Origin of the sequence: Coprococcus sp. AF16-5, assembly GCF_003479365.1 — a bacterium.
GTDB lineage: Bacteria > Bacillota > Clostridia > Lachnospirales > Lachnospiraceae > Coprococcus > Coprococcus aceti.
Genome location: NZ_QUGZ01000004.1, coordinates 65,582 through 81,702, shown reverse-complemented (window position 1 = coordinate 81,702; position 16,121 = coordinate 65,582). Strand labels below are relative to the sequence as shown.

The following is a 16,121-nucleotide window of genomic DNA, read 5'->3' as shown; positions in this document are numbered from 1 at the left end:
TAACGGAGGTGAGTACAATGGAGACAAAGGACGTTATATTAGAACTTCGAACCAAAAGGGGATTATCCCAGGATGACCTGGCAGAGAAGGTCATGGTCACAAGGCAGGCGGTGTCACGTTGGGAAAACGGCGATACAGTGCCGAATACAGATACGTTGAAACTGCTTTCAAAAGAGTTTGATGTATCGATAAACACTCTGCTTGGCGAACCGAGGAAACTGATATGTCAGTGCTGTGGAATGCCACTTGAGGACGATGCCGTTATGGGGCGGGACAGTGATGGTGCGCTGAACGAGGACTACTGCAAATGGTGTTACGCCGACGGCACCTATACCTATAGCAATATGGATGATCTGATCGATGTATGTGTGAAGAATATGGTGGGGGAGAATTTCACTGAGGAGCAGGCGAGAGCATACATGAAAGAACTTCTGCCAAAACTTGATTACTGGAAACGATATGAGTCACTCAGCGATGGCGGACAGTTTGAGGCATTTAAGAGGCAGCTTATAGATGAGATAAATGCCATTCAGATAGAGGGGATGCCTCACCTTGAAAGACTCAATGCGCTTGTTGGCAAATATGTGAATCTCGAGTATCGTCTGCCAAATGGCATGAATGTCAAATTCCTTGATGACGAAAAAACATATCTGGGAAATCAGCTGGAATATGAGTTTGGTGGAGACAGATACTTTGGAGTTCTGGCGGATATGGATTTTATTTTGATATCGACATATGAGGCGGAAGGGACAAATCCGGAACTGGTTCTTTATAAAAAGAGGTAGTATAATGAGTTAGGTTATTTCGTCAATAATCTTTCACAATTTATATTACAGGGGGAAATACATATGATACAATGTGCCGGATGTGGCAGCAATCTGGTATATGATATAGCAAGAAAGAAAATGTACTGCAAAGCATGTGGAAATGAATACGAGCCGGAGAGTGTCGACAAGGATGAGGACAGCGAGGAACGCAAGCTTATGGAACTTACTGTATTCATTTGTCCGCAGTGTGGTGGGGAGATATACAGTACAGATGAATCAGCGACGGGATTCTGCAGTTACTGCGGGGTAGCGACTATGCTTTCCAGCCGGCTGAAAAGCGAGAGAAGACCGGATTATGTGATACCGTTTGCGGTGACGAAGGACATGTGCAAGGCATCATATGCCACAGTCATGAAGAGGGCGATATACGCTCCGAACAGGCTGAAACACAGACGAAATGTGCAGGAGTTCCGTGGAATCTACATGCCGTATTGGCTGTGTGATGTTGACCAGAAAGGTAAAACAGCTGTCAGGGCGACGGACAGCTATAGCTCAGGGGTTGATACAGTCAGTCATACATATAATGTAAGATGCTTTGCGGATAATCATTATGAGAATATAACCATGGATGCATCATCGCTGTTTCCGGATGATCTCAGCAGTAAGGTGGCACCATTTGACTCGGCGGATATGAAACCATTTTCCATGGGATATCTGAGCGGGTTCTACGCGGATCTGCCGGATGTGGATTATGGTGTGTACAGGGATAAGATAGCGCAGGTGACAGGTGATATGGCGTATGATGTGATGATGAGTAAGATAAAGCATCATCTATGTACATACGATGCTATCGGTGAACCGGAGGAGCCATTGTCAGAAACGATGGATATAAAGATCACTGGAGCAAAGACCGGGTTGTTTCCTGTGTGGCTTTTGTCATATAAGAACGGTAAGCGTATTGCATATGCAGCGGTAAATGGCCGCACAGGAAAAGTGGCTGCGGATATACCGCTTGATATCGGCAAGTTCCTGCTGGGATGCCTGATAGGAGTGGCTCCATTATACTTTTTGCTGAACTTATTTCTTACGGTGAGACCTGGCGTTCTGCTCGCATTTGTATCTGCGATAGGTGCGCTTGTGACCATGATATATTGCGATGAGATGGAGAAGATAGCGGATGTAGAGACACATGAAAATGATGTGGGATTCTTCGCAAGGCATACACTCAATGTAAAGAAAAGTGGAGGCAGGAAGAAAAAACTACAAATAAAAAAGCTACAAACAAAAAAGCCACAAAAAAATATAAAAAGAAAATTAAAAAATAAGATAACTTCATTTATAAAGTTTTCTTGTTTTCTTGAAGTCATACAGCTGATAGCATGCATGATATTATTTTTCTGCCTGAAGTTTGGAATAAATCCTTTACTTTTTAACTGGGATATTATGGGAAAGGCCAGTTATGTTGTGGCGGTCATCTCGTGTCTGGTTGCCATTTATGGAGCAGTAAAAGGCATAGCAAACGTGAGAAGAGTAAAAAGAAAAAGTGGCGTCATGGGATTATTTATTGCCTTTGCCACCATTCTGTCTGTAGTGGTTGTGTTGATAAAACCGGTTATGGATAAGTATTATTATGGATGCGTGCTCCTGGTGTGTGCTGCAACCATTCTGACGCTTATAGACCTGGTTATCAGCCACAACCGGATGTCCACAAGACCACTTCCGCAGTTTGAGTACAAGGGAGGTGATCATCGTGCGTAGAGCGATAATTGGCAGAGTGGTGATCACTGTAATGATCATGCTGCTGTTTCTGGTTGTGGGATGCAACGGTGCAGTGACTGTCCACGCATCTGAAAATGATCAGGATGATTCGTACAGTTACCACTATAAAGTGATAATCAAGGATTATGCCAATGTGTTGACTAAAAGTCAGGAAGCACAATTGACGGAGACTATGCAGGAGACGGCCCGTTATTGTAATGTATTATGCGAGATATCGGAATTTGCATTCCATTCTTCAGCGTACCATGCTGAGTCATCCTACAAAAGGGAATTGGGCACCCTGGATGGTGTTATGTTCCTCATTGATTTGTATAATAGACAGATATACATCTATTCTTATGGCGAACCGTATAAGATCATCACCAAGACAAATGCGTATACGATAACAGACAATGTCTATGAATATGCAAGTGAAGAGAAATATTTTGAGTGCGCAAATGAGGCATTCAAGCAGATAAATATGCTGCTGGTAGGAGAGCAGATAAGCCGTCCCATGAAGCATATCAGCAACATACTCCTTGCAATAATATTTTCTATATTGCTTAATTATCTTCTGCTGAAGAAGACGTCAAAGGTATATGACATGGGGACAAAAAATCTACTTACCGGCACAAAGGTTTCATATAATATGAATCATAAATATGATATGCTCACTGAAACGAGAAGTACAAGATCCGGTTCCGGCGGCCATGGCGGAATTGGTGGAGGCGGCTTTGGAGGCGGAGGCATCGGTGGAGGTGGCGGTGGCCACAGTTTCTAGTCAAAGAGAAGAAAATCTGACAAAATATAAACGATGAAAAATGCTGTGAAGAATTTTCGAAATTCACAGCATTTTATTTTCATAAGGAGGGATCCACGTAAGTGGGAGGATTCCTTGTGAAGTACGCAGACGCCGCGCGAAGCGCCTTACATGCGTCTGCTCCTTTTGTAACGTTTTTCAATTATACTGGTCTTATATGTGAAGGGAGGTAAAAAACTTGGCGTCAGGAAAAGAAAAAAATGGAATAGAAGAAATATACGAAAAGTACTACAAAGACGTATATCGTTTTGTGCTGGCACTGTCTAAGAATCCCCACATAGCCGAAGACATAACACAGGAGACATTTGTTAAAGCGATAAAAGCTGTGGATCGGTTCAAAGGAGACTGTGATATAAAGGTCTGGCTCTGTCAGATAGCCAAGAATACATACTTTACATATGCGGGCAAACAGAACCGGGAGCAGGTGGACGTTGACGCGGTAAATAACCGGTCAGAGTCACATGCTGCACTTATGGGGGCTGCGGAGTATGATTTCATATCTGAGTCGGTTGAGGATAGCGGTGTATTCAAATTTTATCTCGGGGAGCAGGGACTGACATCACTTGATATATTTGGAAATGCAAGGTCGTGGATGTCAAGTGAGGCGTATCAGAGCTTTGGAGGATATAGAGAGGGCGCGGCTGTCCCTCAGACAGAACATAAGGATACAGACAGTTCAGATATATACTATGGCGATGAGGAGCCAAGAGTTATAAATAAGATTGTGTATTGTCACAAGGATGGAACCGTGGTTGCGACTCTCTGGGAGGAGAGCCAGAATCTGCCGATCCTGAACAGTGAAAAATAGAATGTGTATGCCACATAAAACTCACATTACAAATAATTAAAGTAAAAACCACCCTTTTTTGCCATTTAATTGAATGATCCATGATATACTAGCATTGTGCATGACGTTCACGCTGTATTTAAAGGGGTATTGCCCCAGTTATGAAAAGGATAGTAAGCTAAATGGGAAATAAGAAAAAGATGGTGTTCAACGTATTGTTCCTGGTTCTCATATTTGCCGGAACGATATACGGAGTGTTTCACGGCGAGGATATAGGACAGATATCTGATATACTTCAGACGGTGAATCCTTGGTGGCTCATACCGGGAGTGGTATGTGTTGTGGTATTTATATGGGGAGAATCAATTATCATTCATTATATGATGCGAAATCTTGGAGTGAATGTAGGCAGGGGAACCTGTTTCCTGTTCTCGTCGGTTGGATTCTTTTTCAGCTGTATCACGCCATCTGCATCAGGTGGACAGCCGGCTCAGATATATTATATGAAGAAAAAGAAGATCCCTATTCCGGTGTCAACTCAGGTACTGCTCATAGTGACGATCATGTACAAGCTGGTGCTGGTACTTCTGGGACTTGGAATAGCTATATTTGGACAGAGTTTTATACATACATATATAGATGATGTGCAGTGGGTATTTTATCTTGGACTTGTGCTGAACGTTGTGTGTGTGGCAGGAATGGTGCTGTTCGCATTTCACCCGTCGCTTGCAAAGGCATTTGTGGTGAATGGCAGTAGACTTCTTGAGCGGATGAAGTTTTTAAGACACAAGAAGTCCCGTGAGGAAAAGCTCGCGGCATCAATGGAAAAGTACAACCAGACTGCGGATTACATGGTAGGACATTTCGGGATGCTGGTGGTAGTGTTCATTATAACAGTTGTGCAAAGATTCTCACTATTTGCAGCTACATGGTTTGTGTACAAGGCGTTTGGACTTTCAGGATCATCATCATGGCTTATCATTCTCATGCAGGGAGCCATAGCAGTTGCGGTGGATATGCTTCCCCTTCCGGGTGGTATGGGAATCAGTGAAAAACTCTTTATGGAGATGTTCTTGCCGATATTTGGCAGCACATTGCTCCTGCCGGGCATGATACTCAGCAGAGGACTGGGATACTATACTGAGCTGATAATCAGTGCAATATTTACAGTGGTGGCAAGCTTTGTGATAGGAAGGAGATCTGAATGAAACCAAGATCAGAGATGAGCATGGAGCTCTATGAGATGATGCTTGACCGGGGATATCCCGAGGAGTTCTGTGATCTCATATCAAAGAATCTGAATACGGATTTTACGGCGGGCAGGATGATGGGCTATCTGTCGCATTATCAGGAGCTGCCTCTTGAGGAGATTGTGGATGAGATGTTGTCCATTCTCGCAGACCGGAACCGTATCATGCAGAAGAAGCAGCTTGAGAGCAACAATGCCGAGTGGAACCGTTTTCTGGAGGAAGGCTTCGGACTGGATGAAGATGATGAATAATCTTTATAATAGTTGAGTTTCTTAACTGGTAAAATCTGTCGTTATATGGTACAAATATTTATAGAAAAGTATATGGAAAAAGGATTGATATAATGACGGAAAATGAAGCTAATCAGAGCGCTGAGGAACAGGAGAAAAAGGTACAGAGTGAGATAGAAGAGACCTTGGCCGGGGCCGGTATTGGTATGTGGACCATGGTGCTCATGAACGACGGCAGATCCATGCTGTATGCGAACAAGAAGATGAACGCTCTTCTTGGAACGACTGATGATCTGTCGCCTGAAGATAGATATGTAAAGTGGATAGCAGGCATTACTGAGGAGTCACAGCAGGCCACCGCTGAATACATGGAGACCATAAGACGCGACGGCAAGGCTGAGGTTATATATACCTGGATGCATCCAACCAGAGGACTGTTGCACATAAGATGTGGCGGTGTTCGGGACAGGAGTTTTACCGATGGCATAAAAGTCAGAGGCTACCATCAGGATATAACCGCTGTGCGCAATGCGGAACAGGCTCACAAGGAGAAACTCCGGGAGCAGGATTCGGTTATCAAGGCTGTTAGCAGCATATATTTTATTGTGTGTATATTCGATCTTCAGACCGGTAAGGTGCGGGTTATCAAGGAAGGTGATACCTTCAGAAAGCCGGCACAGAATGCGGATTACGAAGCAGGAAAGACAATAGAAAATGTGATAAATGACTGTGTGGTTGAAGAGGATCGTGAGCAGATGCGCAGATTCTACAATCTGGACAGGCTGGCGGAGAAACTCAGGACGGAGAAGAGCGTCAGTAAGGATTTCCGGGACACTTTATATGGCTGGTGCCGTATAACGGCGATTCCAGTCAGGACGGATGAGGAGAGTGAACTCACCCGTATACTCATAGGTGTTCAGGAGATCGACGAGGAGAAGAAGGAGGAGATCCGTGCCCAGAAGCTGCTTGCCGAAGCTTACGAAGAGGCCAAGCGTGCAAATACAGCGAAGACGGAATTTCTTTCACGCATGTCACACGACATAAGAACACCTATCAACGGAATCCTTGGAATGTCACGAATTGCCGAACAGTGCATAGATGACAGGGACAGAGTGATGGATGCGCTGTCCAAGATAGATGATGCTGGAAAACAGCTTGAACTGCTCATCAACGATGTGCTTGATATGAGCAGACTTGAGAGCGGAAGAACGGAGCTCACCAGTGAACCGTTTGACATAATAAAGGTTTTGAGAAGTGGATATGATCCAATCCTGGTCATGGCACAGGAGAACGATGTGAAGCTTACGGGTGCTCATTTCAATATAAAGCACAACATGGTTATAGGCAGTCCGCTTCATCTTCAGCGGATCTCTCTCAATATACTGACAAATGCCATCAAGTACAACAAGCCGGGCGGAACGGTAGAGGCGTGGATGGACGAGATACCTGTAGACGGCAGGCATTCCAATTATGTGTTCAGGATAGCTGACACAGGAGTTGGAATGAGCCAGGAGTTCATCAGCCACCTGTTTGAGCCATTTTCAAGGGAGCACACTGATGCGGGAACAAAGTATCAGGGAACAGGTCTTGGCATGGCTATTACCAAGGAGCTTCTCGACCTCATGGGTGGAAGCATAGAGGTTGATAGTAAGCCGGGTGTGGGTTCTACATTTACCATGAAGATACCATTTGAGATCTGTACAGATGTCGTTGAGCCGGAGAAGCCAGAGGATCACGAGGCAGTCAGACTTGATGGAATGAAGATACTGCTGGTTGAGGACAATTCGCTCAACATGGAGATAGCAACATTTATGGTGGAGACGGCTGGTGCTGTTGCCACAACTGCGGCAAATGGCCGTGAGGCTGTTGAGATATACAGATCACATCCGGCTGGAAGCTTCGATGTGATACTCATGGATGTGATGATGCCGGAGATGGATGGCCTTGAGGCCACCAGGCAGATAAGAAGCTCAGACCTTGAGGATGCCGGAACCATTCCGATCATTGCCATGACTGCAAATGTATTCGCAGAGGATGTGAAGAAGTGCAAGGCGGCGGGCATGAATGAGCACATAGCAAAGCCACTTGATGAGGATAAGGCATTACATATAATTGCGGGATACAGACATTAAACACAATAAGATACACGATTAAAGAGATAATGATACAGTAAGTAAAAAGCAGTCTGCGGACATCGCCAGTGTTATACATGGTGATGATCCGTCAGACTGCTTTTTATTAATTATATTGAAATGTCTGTCTAGCCGATGCCTCCGAGAAGGATACCAAGTATCAATACAAGGAGACATACAGGACAGTAGATGTATTTGCATATAGGCACGAACTTCTCTGTGAACTTCTTTTCCCTTCCGGTGTTGACCTGTGTCTCAACATATTTCTTGCCACATACCCAGAAGAACATGATTCCGGCAAGTCCTGCGCCAAGTGGGCAGATGTAGATGGACAGTACATCCATCCAGTCAGATACGATACCCTGTATACAGATGGATACCACAACTGCTATGACACCGATGATGGCACATGCAGGTTTTCTGCCAACTCCAAGCTTCTCCTGCACCGTTGCGATTGGTGCTTCGTACAGGTTGATTAGTGATGACAGTCCCGCCATGAACACAGCCACAAAGAAGAGTATGGCAACAATATAACCGCCAGGCATGGACTTGAACAGGCATGGCAGATAGATGAACAGCAATCCCGGGCCGCCCTGGTTGAGCTGTGCTCCGGCAGTTGCCATGGCAGGTATGATTACCAGTGCGGCAAGCATGGCAGCAATCGTATCGAAAAGTGCAACACGTCCGGCAGCCTCCGGTATATCCTCATCGTCTGGCAGATATGAGCCGTATATCAGAGTTCCGTTTCCCGCAACTGAGAGTGAGAAGAATGCCTGTCCCAGCGCAAATATCCATGTCTTTGGATCTGCAAGTACCTTTGGCTCTATTCGGAAGATGTATTTGTATCCCTCTATGGCTCCCGGCTGGCATGCCGCATATATGGCCAGGATGATGAACAATACGAAGAACGCCGGCATCAGGACCTTGTTGGCCTTCTCAATACCGTTGCCCACGCCGAACATAAGGATGGTGATTCCGATGGCAAGTGCAATGATCTGCCATGCATTGTTGCCAAATGAAGATGCCATTCCGCCGAAGCTTGAAGCAAAGCCGTCTATATCCTCCGGTGACAGTGTGCTTCCGGTGAAAGCTCCGATCATGTATTTCAGTATCCAGCCCATGACGACCGTGTATCCGATGGCCATTGCCAGTGCGCCGAGCACAGGTATGCCGCCCAGCAGTTCACCGAGCTTTCGCTTGCCCTTTTTCTCCATGGCGATTCCAAATGCATCGATTGGACCGGATCTTGTAGCTCGTCCGAAGCTCATCTCTCCGATAACTCCGGTGAATCCGATGAGTACCACAAATATAAAATATGGTATGAGATAGGATCCGCCGCCGTATATGGAGACTCTTGTAGGGAACATCCAGATGTTGCCCATGCCCACGGCAGAGCCGATGCAGGCCAGGATGAAGCCCCATTTGTTGTTAAAAGATTCTCTCTTTTTCATGTATAATTCCTCCCAAATGTGTTCGTTACCGCATTGGCGGATCTCGCTCATAGTCCGTAAATTACGTTAACTTAATTAATATACATGAATATCATTTGGAAGTAAATTAAATAATGTGGACATGACTTAAAACATAGCTGCAAAAGCAAGAATTTAATTGAAAAATAACCGGCAGGTGGCGTACAATGTACCAGAAAAATGGAAAAAGTTATTTGAATATTATCTGAGAGGTGAGAAGATTGACAGAGGACAGATATGAACATATAGTACATCCATTTCCCCCACTATACGACGAGAAATCAAGGATACTCATACTGGGAAGCCTGCCATCGGTGAAGTCCAGGGAGCAGATGTTCTTCTACGGACATCCGCAGAACAGATTCTGGAAGGTCATCAGCAGAGTGCTTGGCGAGAAACTTCCGGTGACCATAGATGAGAAGAAAGCCATGCTGCATGCACACCACATAGCCCTGTGGGATGCGATCTACAGTTGTGACATCATAGGTTCAAGCGACAGCAGTATAAAGAATGTTACGCCCACGGATCTGTCGAAGATAGTGGAAGCTTCCAAGGTCACAAAAGTGATATGCAACGGCAAGACCTCAGGAAAGTATTATGCAAAATATCAGCAGAAGATACTTGGCATAGAACCTGTTGTACTTCCGTCCACAAGCCCGGCAAATGCTGCGTTTTCGGTGGATAAGCTGGTTGACATCTGGGGTGCTGAGATACCGGATATATGCAAATTATAGACAGAAGATAAACTCATACATAACATTTTCAAAAGCTTTCTGTAGAATGATGTACAACGAGTGAGAATATGTTATCATAGAGACCGCAGCCGGATGGAGTCAGATATCCGCTGTGAATATAGAATACTCATAATGAAGTTAAAAGGAGAGAGAAGAGATGGCATTAAGTTTTATCGAGATACTTAAGGTAGTATTCCTTGGTATCGTGGAAGGAGTCACAGAGTGGCTCCCGATCAGTAGCACAGGACATATGCTTCTTGTGGATGAATTTATCTCACTGAATGCGAGCACTGATTTCAAGGAAATGTTTTTCGTGGTGATACAGCTTGGAGCGATACTTGCTGTCGTGACCATATTCTGGAATAAGATGTGGCCTTTCCAGCTCAAAGACAAGACACAGCCTGTCATGAAGAAAGATACCTGGAGTATGTGGTTCAAGACAGTTGTTGCATGTATACCTGGAGCGATAGTTACGATACTGTTTGATAATTACATAGAGGCGCATTTGCACACAGCGGTTGTCATAGCGATTGCCCTTATTTTCTATGGAATAGCATTTATTGTGATTGAGAACTGGAACAAGACCAGAACACCGAAGGTTGAGACGCTGAACGACATAACATACAAGACAGCATTTCTTATAGGTATGTTTCAGGTGCTCTCCATCATACCGGGTACATCCCGTTCAGGTGCCACCATCATAGGCGCCCTGCTCATCGGTGTATCAAGAGTGGCAGCAGCGGAGTTCACATTCTTCCTTGCGGTTCCGGTTATGTTCGGACTCAGTGCTCTGAAGATGATCAAATTTGGACTGTCATTTACAAGTGCTGAGTTCGCTATACTTATTATAGGTTGTGTCGTTGCATACCTTGTATCCATTGTTGTCATCAAGTTCCTGATGAGCTACATCAAGAAGCATGACTTCAAGATATTTGGCTGGTACAGGATCGTGCTCGGAGTTATAGTTCTTGCATATTTTGCCTTATTTGCATAGCTTATAAATAAATAAAATCAAAAATTGCATAATATATATAGTATGTGCTATAATGCCCATGAATTGTGCATTATAGCACATACTAACATTGTGATAAAATTTTATGGGAGAAGAAAGATGGCAAAGGTTTCAATCATCATTCCAACATATAACGTAGAGATGTATCTGGTGGAGTGTATGGATAGTGTTGTAAATCAGACATTGAAGGATATCGAGATCATATGTATCAATGACGGATCTACAGATAGTTCACTTGAAATATTAAAGGGATATGCGGAGAAAGACGACCGTATCATTATTGTTGACAAGGAAAATGGCGGTTATGGAATAGGCATGAATATCGGTCTTGATAAGGCTACAGGTGAGTATATTGGTATAGTTGAGCCTGATGATTTTGTGCCACTTAATATGTATGAGGAACTGTACAACAAGGCGGTTGAGAACGACCTTGACCTTGTAAAGGCAGATTTCTATAGATTTAAGCGCAACGATGACAATGGCAACATGACTTTGGTGTACAACCACTTGTCACCGAATGCAGAGGATTATAATGTTGTGTTCAATCCAAGCGAGACACCAAGTGCGATCCGTTTCATTATGAACACATGGAGTGGAATTTACAAGAGAAGCTTCATAGAGGAGTATCATATCAGACACAACGAGACTCCGGGAGCATCATTCCAGGACAATGGTTTCTGGTTCCAGACATTTATATATGCCAAGAGAGCTATGATAGTGAACAAGCCATATTATATGAACCGCAGAGATAACCCGAATTCATCTGTTCACAGCAGAGAGAAGGTATACTGTGTCAATGTTGAGTATGATCACATCAGAGATATACTTGTAAAGGATCCTGAGATCTGGGAGCGTTTCAGAGGCGTATACTGGCTCAAGAAATACCACAATTACAACGAGACGATCAGGAGAATCGGACCTGAATTCAAGAAGGATTATATAAGAAGATACAGCTCCGAGTTCAAGAGAGCAATGGAGATGCAGGAGATTGATCAGACTATATTTACAAAGCTTGAGTGGGCGAACATCCAGTTTATCATCAAGTCCCCTGACGATTACTATTATACAAGAATCGGATGTACAGATCGTGAGCGCAAGCTTGAGAGAGAAGTCAAGAGACTCCGTGGTCTGGTTCATCAGACCCGTGCAGATCTGGACAGAGTGAAGAAGACACCTACATTCAGGATCGGTGCGGTCATTATGTTCATACCTAGAAAGATCAAGAGTTTATTTAGTCGAAACAAATAGAGGTAAAGCTATGGGTACAAAGGTATCAGTTATTCTTCCTGTTTACAATGTGTCTGATTATCTGCGCCAGTGCATGGACAGCATAGTGGGTCAGACACTTAAGGATATAGAGATCATTTGCGTGGATGATGGCTCCACAGATGATTCTCTGGCGATATTGAAGGAATATGAGGCGAAGGATCAGCGTGTAAAGGTTATACAGCAGGCAAATGCCGGAGCCGGGGCAGCGAGAAACAAAGGTCTTGAGATCGCGACCGGAGAGTATCTTTCATTTCTGGATTCCGATGATTTCTTTGAGCCGGACATGCTGGAAAAGGCATGGAGCAAGGCTCACGAGACCAGAGCTCAGGTAGTTGTGTTCAGATCAGATCAGTATAGAGAGGATCTTCAGGAATTTGTTCAGGTCAGATGGACACTTCACGAGAAGGAGCTTCCACCGTACAGACCAATGTATTTTCGTAATTTCACGGGAAATATATTCAAGGTATTTGTGGGATGGGCTTGGGATAAGCTCTTCAGCAGGGAATATGTTGAGGAGAACCATTTCCGATTCCAGCAGCTCAGAACTTCGAATGATATGCTGTTCGTATTTTCAGCGATAGCATTTGCAACAAATATAGAGATAGTGGACGAGGTGCTTGCACACCAGAGAAGAAACAATCCAAAGTCATTGTCCAACACCAGAGAGAAGTCATGGCAGTGCTTCCACGAGGCTCTTGTGGCACTCAAGGCGGCGCTTGAAGCACACGGCAATTTCTGGGAGTATGAGCAGGATTACATCAACTATGCACTGCATTTCAGTCTGTGGCATCTGGAGACCATCACAGGACCAAAGAAGGAGGTTCTGTTCAACAAGCTTAAGGAAGAGTGGTTCGAGGAGTTTGGTATCAAGAGTCTTTCAGAGGAGTGCTTCTACAACAAGACCGAGTATGGCAAGTACAAGGTTATAATGGATAAGACCTTTGAGGAGTACGAGAAGGCAACAGCATAGAAAAGAAAAAACAGTTTCACCAGTCGATCGGTGAAACTGTTTTTTTGTGGACAAATGTGTGTATCAGAACAGGTTCATAGCACCTATGATGCCCTGATTTCCCTCGAGCCCTGCGGGAACAATGTATGTGTCGGTGTCCTTGACCTGTGGCATGTCAATGTAACCCGACAGCAGTTCAGTGTAGTAATTGCGGATCATAGGGAACAGGAATTTGTTGTCCATGACTCCGCCGCCAAGGACGATCCTCTCAACTGAGTAGCACATGGTGTAGTTGACCAGTGCCTCAGCTATATAAAATGCTTCAAGATCCCATACCGGTGAGTCGGCTGGGATGTCTTTGCCTTTCATTCCGGTTCTGCGCTCAAGCATAGGGCCGGATGCAAGACCCTCTACACAGCTCTGGTGGAATCGGCAGGTACATGGTATATCATCTCCGGTTCGTCTAGGGATGAGGATGTGGCCTGTCTCCGGGTGTTCCATGCCGTGAATGAGTCTGCCATCGGATATTATACCGCCGCCGATGCCGGTTCCAACAGTGAGGTACATTCCCGAGTTGAGTCCTTTCAGTGCTCCATACAGGTATTCACCCCAGGCTGCTGCGTTTACGTCTGTGTCCACCACAACCAGGCAGCCAAGCGCATCCGTAAATGCTTTGTAAAGGCTGAATCCCTCCCAATCTTTCTTGGGACTCCTCATGATGGAGCCGTAGGTAGGGGAATTAGGATTGATGTCGGCCGGGCCAAATGTACCGATTCCGAGAGCGGATATGTCATATTTCTTAAAGTAATCTATCATGGCAGGCACGGACTGGTCAGGTGTGCCCGTCGGTATGGATATTCTGTCTATTATATTCTTGTCTGCATCGCCTATGGCACAAACCATCTTGGTGCCACCGGCTTCAAGTGCGCCGTAGTACATATTTCCTCCTTGGTGCCATGTTTATATGGCAGAAATTTTTCAAAATTATATACATTATATATGCCGTGTCACTTATCTTCAAGCCCGGATTTGCGTCGGTACTTGTGGAATATAAAAGAGAATTGGTGTACGCTTTTTTGGACACTTGACAAGATAAGATAGAGCCATATTAAGGAGCTTGATAGAGGCTTGAAGCTTGGAAGATAAAGTGTACAGGAGGCGTGATCATGATAAAAGGATATTTTGTTTCGGAAGGGTATATGGGATATGTGGACGGAGAGTACCAGCTTTTCGCTGATGAAAGAGATTATGTTGAGTATATAGAAGATTAGCCATTTAGCTTCTTGACCTTAGCATAACTTATGTTATGATGAGGCATATGGGTTAATACACAGGGATTACAATACGGATGGTGCTGCTATGAAAATCTGCAAGGTGATTCATGAGTTTGTATATCATGGATAATCTAAATATATACAAGGAGCAAACATAGTGGAAAAGGTATTGAACAAAAAAGAATATGTTATGGATATGACAGAGGGAAGCAGTATGAAACTGATCATGAAGTTCTCAGTTCCGCTACTTATAGGCAATCTATTTCAGCAGGTATACAGCCTGGTTGATTCGATAGTGGTTGGTCGTCATCTAGGGGCAAATGCGCTTGGCGGTGTGGGATCAGTTGGAATGATCAGTTTCCTGTTTTTTTCTTTGTGCAATGGAATGGCATCTGGAATAGGTGTTGTCATATCAAGATATTTTGGAGCGAAGAAAGAAGAGCAGGTAAAAAAAGCCATAGCAAATGCATTGTTTGTCATATTGGCGGTTGGTGCACTCATGAGTATACTGGGATATTGTTTTGCGGGGCCTATTATAAGGCTCATGAAGACCCCTGCAGAGACATTTGACTACGCATATACATACATGAGGATCACCTGTGGATTTACGATAGCGGTGGCTATTTATAACGGAATTTCTGCTGTGCTAAGGGCACTTGGGGATTCAAAGACCCCTCTTATATTTCTCATGATTGCTTCTGCCATAAATGTTGTGCTTGATATAGTGTTTGTCATATACATGGATATGGGCGTTGCCGGTGCCGCATATGCAACGGTTCTCAGTCAGATCCTGTCTAGCGTTGGCTCTATATGTTATGCGGTGAAAACCAATCCCTATTTCAGACTGAAGAGAGGCCATTTCAAGTTTGACAGAGATATAATGAAGGAAGATTTCAGTATCGGTATACCAATGGCGGTTCAGACTTCCATGATATCAATATCCTGCTCAATACTGCAGACCCTTATAAATGGATATGGTCCGGAGGTCATGGCTGCATATACTGCAACAGGAAAGGTTGAGGGAATCATATTCCAGCCGTTTAGTTCTCTGGGACTTGCATTGTCTACATTTGCAGGACAGAACTGTGGTGCACGCAAGTACGAAAGGGTGCGCAGAGCGGTATGGCAGACAGAGCTCATCACGCTGGCTCTTGGTGCAGCATTGTTCTGTCTGGTAGCAGTTTTCAGGGAAAATGTTGTGGGATTTTTCGTGACGGAGGAGAATGTCATAAGGCTTGGCGCAAAGGGACTTGTGATATCCGGAAGTATGTATATTGCACTTGGAACGATATATACCATGAGAGGCGCATTAAATGGAATGGGGGATGTGGTGTTCTCCATGCTGAATGGTGCTCTTGAGGTGGGAGGAAGGATAGTATTTGCACTGATACTGATGTATGTGTTAAAGATGGGATTCTGGGGAGTGTGGTATACGAATATATTTACATGGATTGTGATAGCACTCACCGCATCTGTGAGATTTTCTGTGTATATAAGAAAGTGTCAGAGAGAAGATGACGGTACGGAAAATGCATAGATAATAATTAATATAGCAAGGACGCCTTTTGGGGGGCGTCCTTCTTCGATTCAATCACATTGATACTCCAAGGGGCATAGGTGTTATGAATTAGCATACTTTATATTTTGACAAAAATTCAGCGCTATATTAT

14 protein-coding genes are annotated in these 16,121 nt (G+C 44.3%); 12 read left to right on the top strand and 2 right to left on the bottom strand.

Annotation, left to right across the window (positions count from 1 at the left end):
* Nucleotides 1-17: 17 nt before the first annotated feature.
* From DWW70_RS11085 to DWW70_RS11055, 7 genes are all read left to right on the top strand, one after another.
* Nucleotides 18-785, top strand: a complete 768-nt coding sequence (locus DWW70_RS11085) for a zinc ribbon domain-containing protein (RefSeq protein WP_118649854.1) — start codon at nucleotides 18-20, stop codon at nucleotides 783-785.
* 63 nt (nucleotides 786-848) lie between these two features.
* A complete protein-coding gene (locus DWW70_RS11080) occupies nucleotides 849-2,525 on the top strand; it encodes a hypothetical protein (RefSeq protein ID WP_118649853.1) in 1,677 nt (558 codons plus the stop codon).
* Nucleotides 2,518-3,306, top strand: coding sequence for a TPM domain-containing protein (locus DWW70_RS11075; RefSeq protein WP_118649852.1), 789 nt, complete (start codon nucleotides 2,518-2,520; stop codon nucleotides 3,304-3,306). Before DWW70_RS11080 ends, DWW70_RS11075 begins: the two co-directional genes overlap by 8 nt.
* 217 nt (nucleotides 3,307-3,523) lie before the next feature.
* Nucleotides 3,524-4,153, top strand: a complete 630-nt coding sequence (locus tag DWW70_RS15335; RefSeq protein ID WP_330423965.1) for an RNA polymerase sigma factor — start codon at nucleotides 3,524-3,526, stop codon at nucleotides 4,151-4,153.
* A gap of 161 nt (nucleotides 4,154-4,314) precedes the next feature.
* Entirely contained in the window at nucleotides 4,315-5,340 is a 1,026-nt protein-coding gene (locus DWW70_RS11065; RefSeq protein ID WP_055224298.1) for a lysylphosphatidylglycerol synthase transmembrane domain-containing protein, read from the top strand.
* Nucleotides 5,337-5,633 (top strand): hypothetical protein, encoded by a 297-nt coding sequence (locus tag DWW70_RS11060; protein ID WP_015533463.1) that lies wholly within the window; start codon nucleotides 5,337-5,339, stop codon nucleotides 5,631-5,633. The genes DWW70_RS11065 and DWW70_RS11060 overlap by 4 nt, the downstream gene beginning before the upstream one ends.
* Before the next feature lie 92 nt (nucleotides 5,634-5,725).
* Entirely contained in the window at nucleotides 5,726-7,744 is a 2,019-nt protein-coding gene (locus DWW70_RS11055; RefSeq protein WP_117875369.1) for a PAS domain-containing hybrid sensor histidine kinase/response regulator, read from the top strand.
* A gap of 128 nt (nucleotides 7,745-7,872) precedes the next feature.
* On the opposite strand, the gene DWW70_RS11050 is transcribed toward DWW70_RS11055, so the two are convergent.
* Nucleotides 7,873-9,195: a sodium-dependent transporter gene (locus DWW70_RS11050; RefSeq protein WP_118017645.1), complete on the bottom strand. Its 1,323-nt coding sequence runs from the start codon at nucleotides 9,193-9,195 to the stop codon at nucleotides 7,873-7,875.
* Between the two features lie 239 nt (nucleotides 9,196-9,434).
* Here DWW70_RS11050 and DWW70_RS11045 point away from each other — a divergent pair, with 239 nt between their 5' ends.
* The 4 genes from DWW70_RS11045 to DWW70_RS11030 all read left to right on the top strand — a co-directional run bounded on the left by DWW70_RS11045 (nucleotide 9,435) and on the right by DWW70_RS11030 (nucleotide 13,198).
* Nucleotides 9,435-9,947 (top strand): DNA-deoxyinosine glycosylase, encoded by a 513-nt coding sequence (locus DWW70_RS11045; protein ID WP_192934988.1) that lies wholly within the window; start codon nucleotides 9,435-9,437, stop codon nucleotides 9,945-9,947.
* A 157-nt stretch (nucleotides 9,948-10,104) separates the two neighbouring features.
* Entirely contained in the window at nucleotides 10,105-10,941 is an 837-nt protein-coding gene (locus DWW70_RS11040) for an undecaprenyl-diphosphate phosphatase (protein ID WP_015533460.1), read from the top strand.
* A 117-nt stretch (nucleotides 10,942-11,058) separates the two neighbouring features.
* The gene (locus tag DWW70_RS11035) at nucleotides 11,059-12,207 is read left to right on the top strand and encodes a glycosyltransferase family 2 protein (protein WP_118017643.1); all 1,149 of its coding nucleotides are present in this window, start codon (nucleotides 11,059-11,061) and stop codon (nucleotides 12,205-12,207) included.
* A gap of 10 nt (nucleotides 12,208-12,217) precedes the next feature.
* A complete protein-coding gene (locus DWW70_RS11030) occupies nucleotides 12,218-13,198 on the top strand; it encodes a glycosyltransferase family 2 protein (RefSeq protein WP_015533458.1) in 981 nt (326 codons plus the stop codon).
* A gap of 63 nt (nucleotides 13,199-13,261) precedes the next feature.
* Here the strand turns inward: DWW70_RS11030 and DWW70_RS11025 are convergent, their stop codons facing one another.
* Nucleotides 13,262-14,116: an ROK family protein gene (locus DWW70_RS11025; protein WP_117875367.1), complete on the bottom strand. Its 855-nt coding sequence runs from the start codon at nucleotides 14,114-14,116 to the stop codon at nucleotides 13,262-13,264.
* A 492-nt stretch (nucleotides 14,117-14,608) separates the two neighbouring features.
* Between DWW70_RS11025 and DWW70_RS11020 the strand changes: the two genes are divergently transcribed.
* Complete coding sequence (locus tag DWW70_RS11020) at nucleotides 14,609-15,988, top strand: MATE family efflux transporter (RefSeq protein ID WP_022216305.1); 1,380 nt, start codon at nucleotides 14,609-14,611, stop codon at nucleotides 15,986-15,988.
* Nucleotides 15,989-16,121: the final 133 nt, after the last annotated feature.

Coding starts and splice junctions, on each gene's coding strand:
- DWW70_RS11085 (WP_118649854.1), top strand. CDS start 18: ATGGAGACAAAGGACGTTATATTAGAACTTCGAACCAAAAGGGGATTA.
- DWW70_RS11080 (WP_118649853.1), top strand. CDS start 849: ATGATACAATGTGCCGGATGTGGCAGCAATCTGGTATATGATATAGCA.
- DWW70_RS11065 (WP_055224298.1), top strand. CDS start 4,315: ATGGGAAATAAGAAAAAGATGGTGTTCAACGTATTGTTCCTGGTTCTC.
- DWW70_RS11060 (WP_015533463.1), top strand. CDS start 5,337: ATGAAACCAAGATCAGAGATGAGCATGGAGCTCTATGAGATGATGCTT.
- DWW70_RS11055 (WP_117875369.1), top strand. CDS start 5,726: ATGACGGAAAATGAAGCTAATCAGAGCGCTGAGGAACAGGAGAAAAAG.
- DWW70_RS11050 (WP_118017645.1), bottom strand. CDS start 9,195: ATGAAAAAGAGAGAATCTTTTAACAACAAATGGGGCTTCATCCTGGCC.
- DWW70_RS11040 (WP_015533460.1), top strand. CDS start 10,105: ATGGCATTAAGTTTTATCGAGATACTTAAGGTAGTATTCCTTGGTATC.
- DWW70_RS11035 (WP_118017643.1), top strand. CDS start 11,059: ATGGCAAAGGTTTCAATCATCATTCCAACATATAACGTAGAGATGTAT.
- DWW70_RS11030 (WP_015533458.1), top strand. CDS start 12,218: ATGGGTACAAAGGTATCAGTTATTCTTCCTGTTTACAATGTGTCTGAT.
- DWW70_RS11025 (WP_117875367.1), bottom strand. CDS start 14,116: ATGTACTACGGCGCACTTGAAGCCGGTGGCACCAAGATGGTTTGTGCC.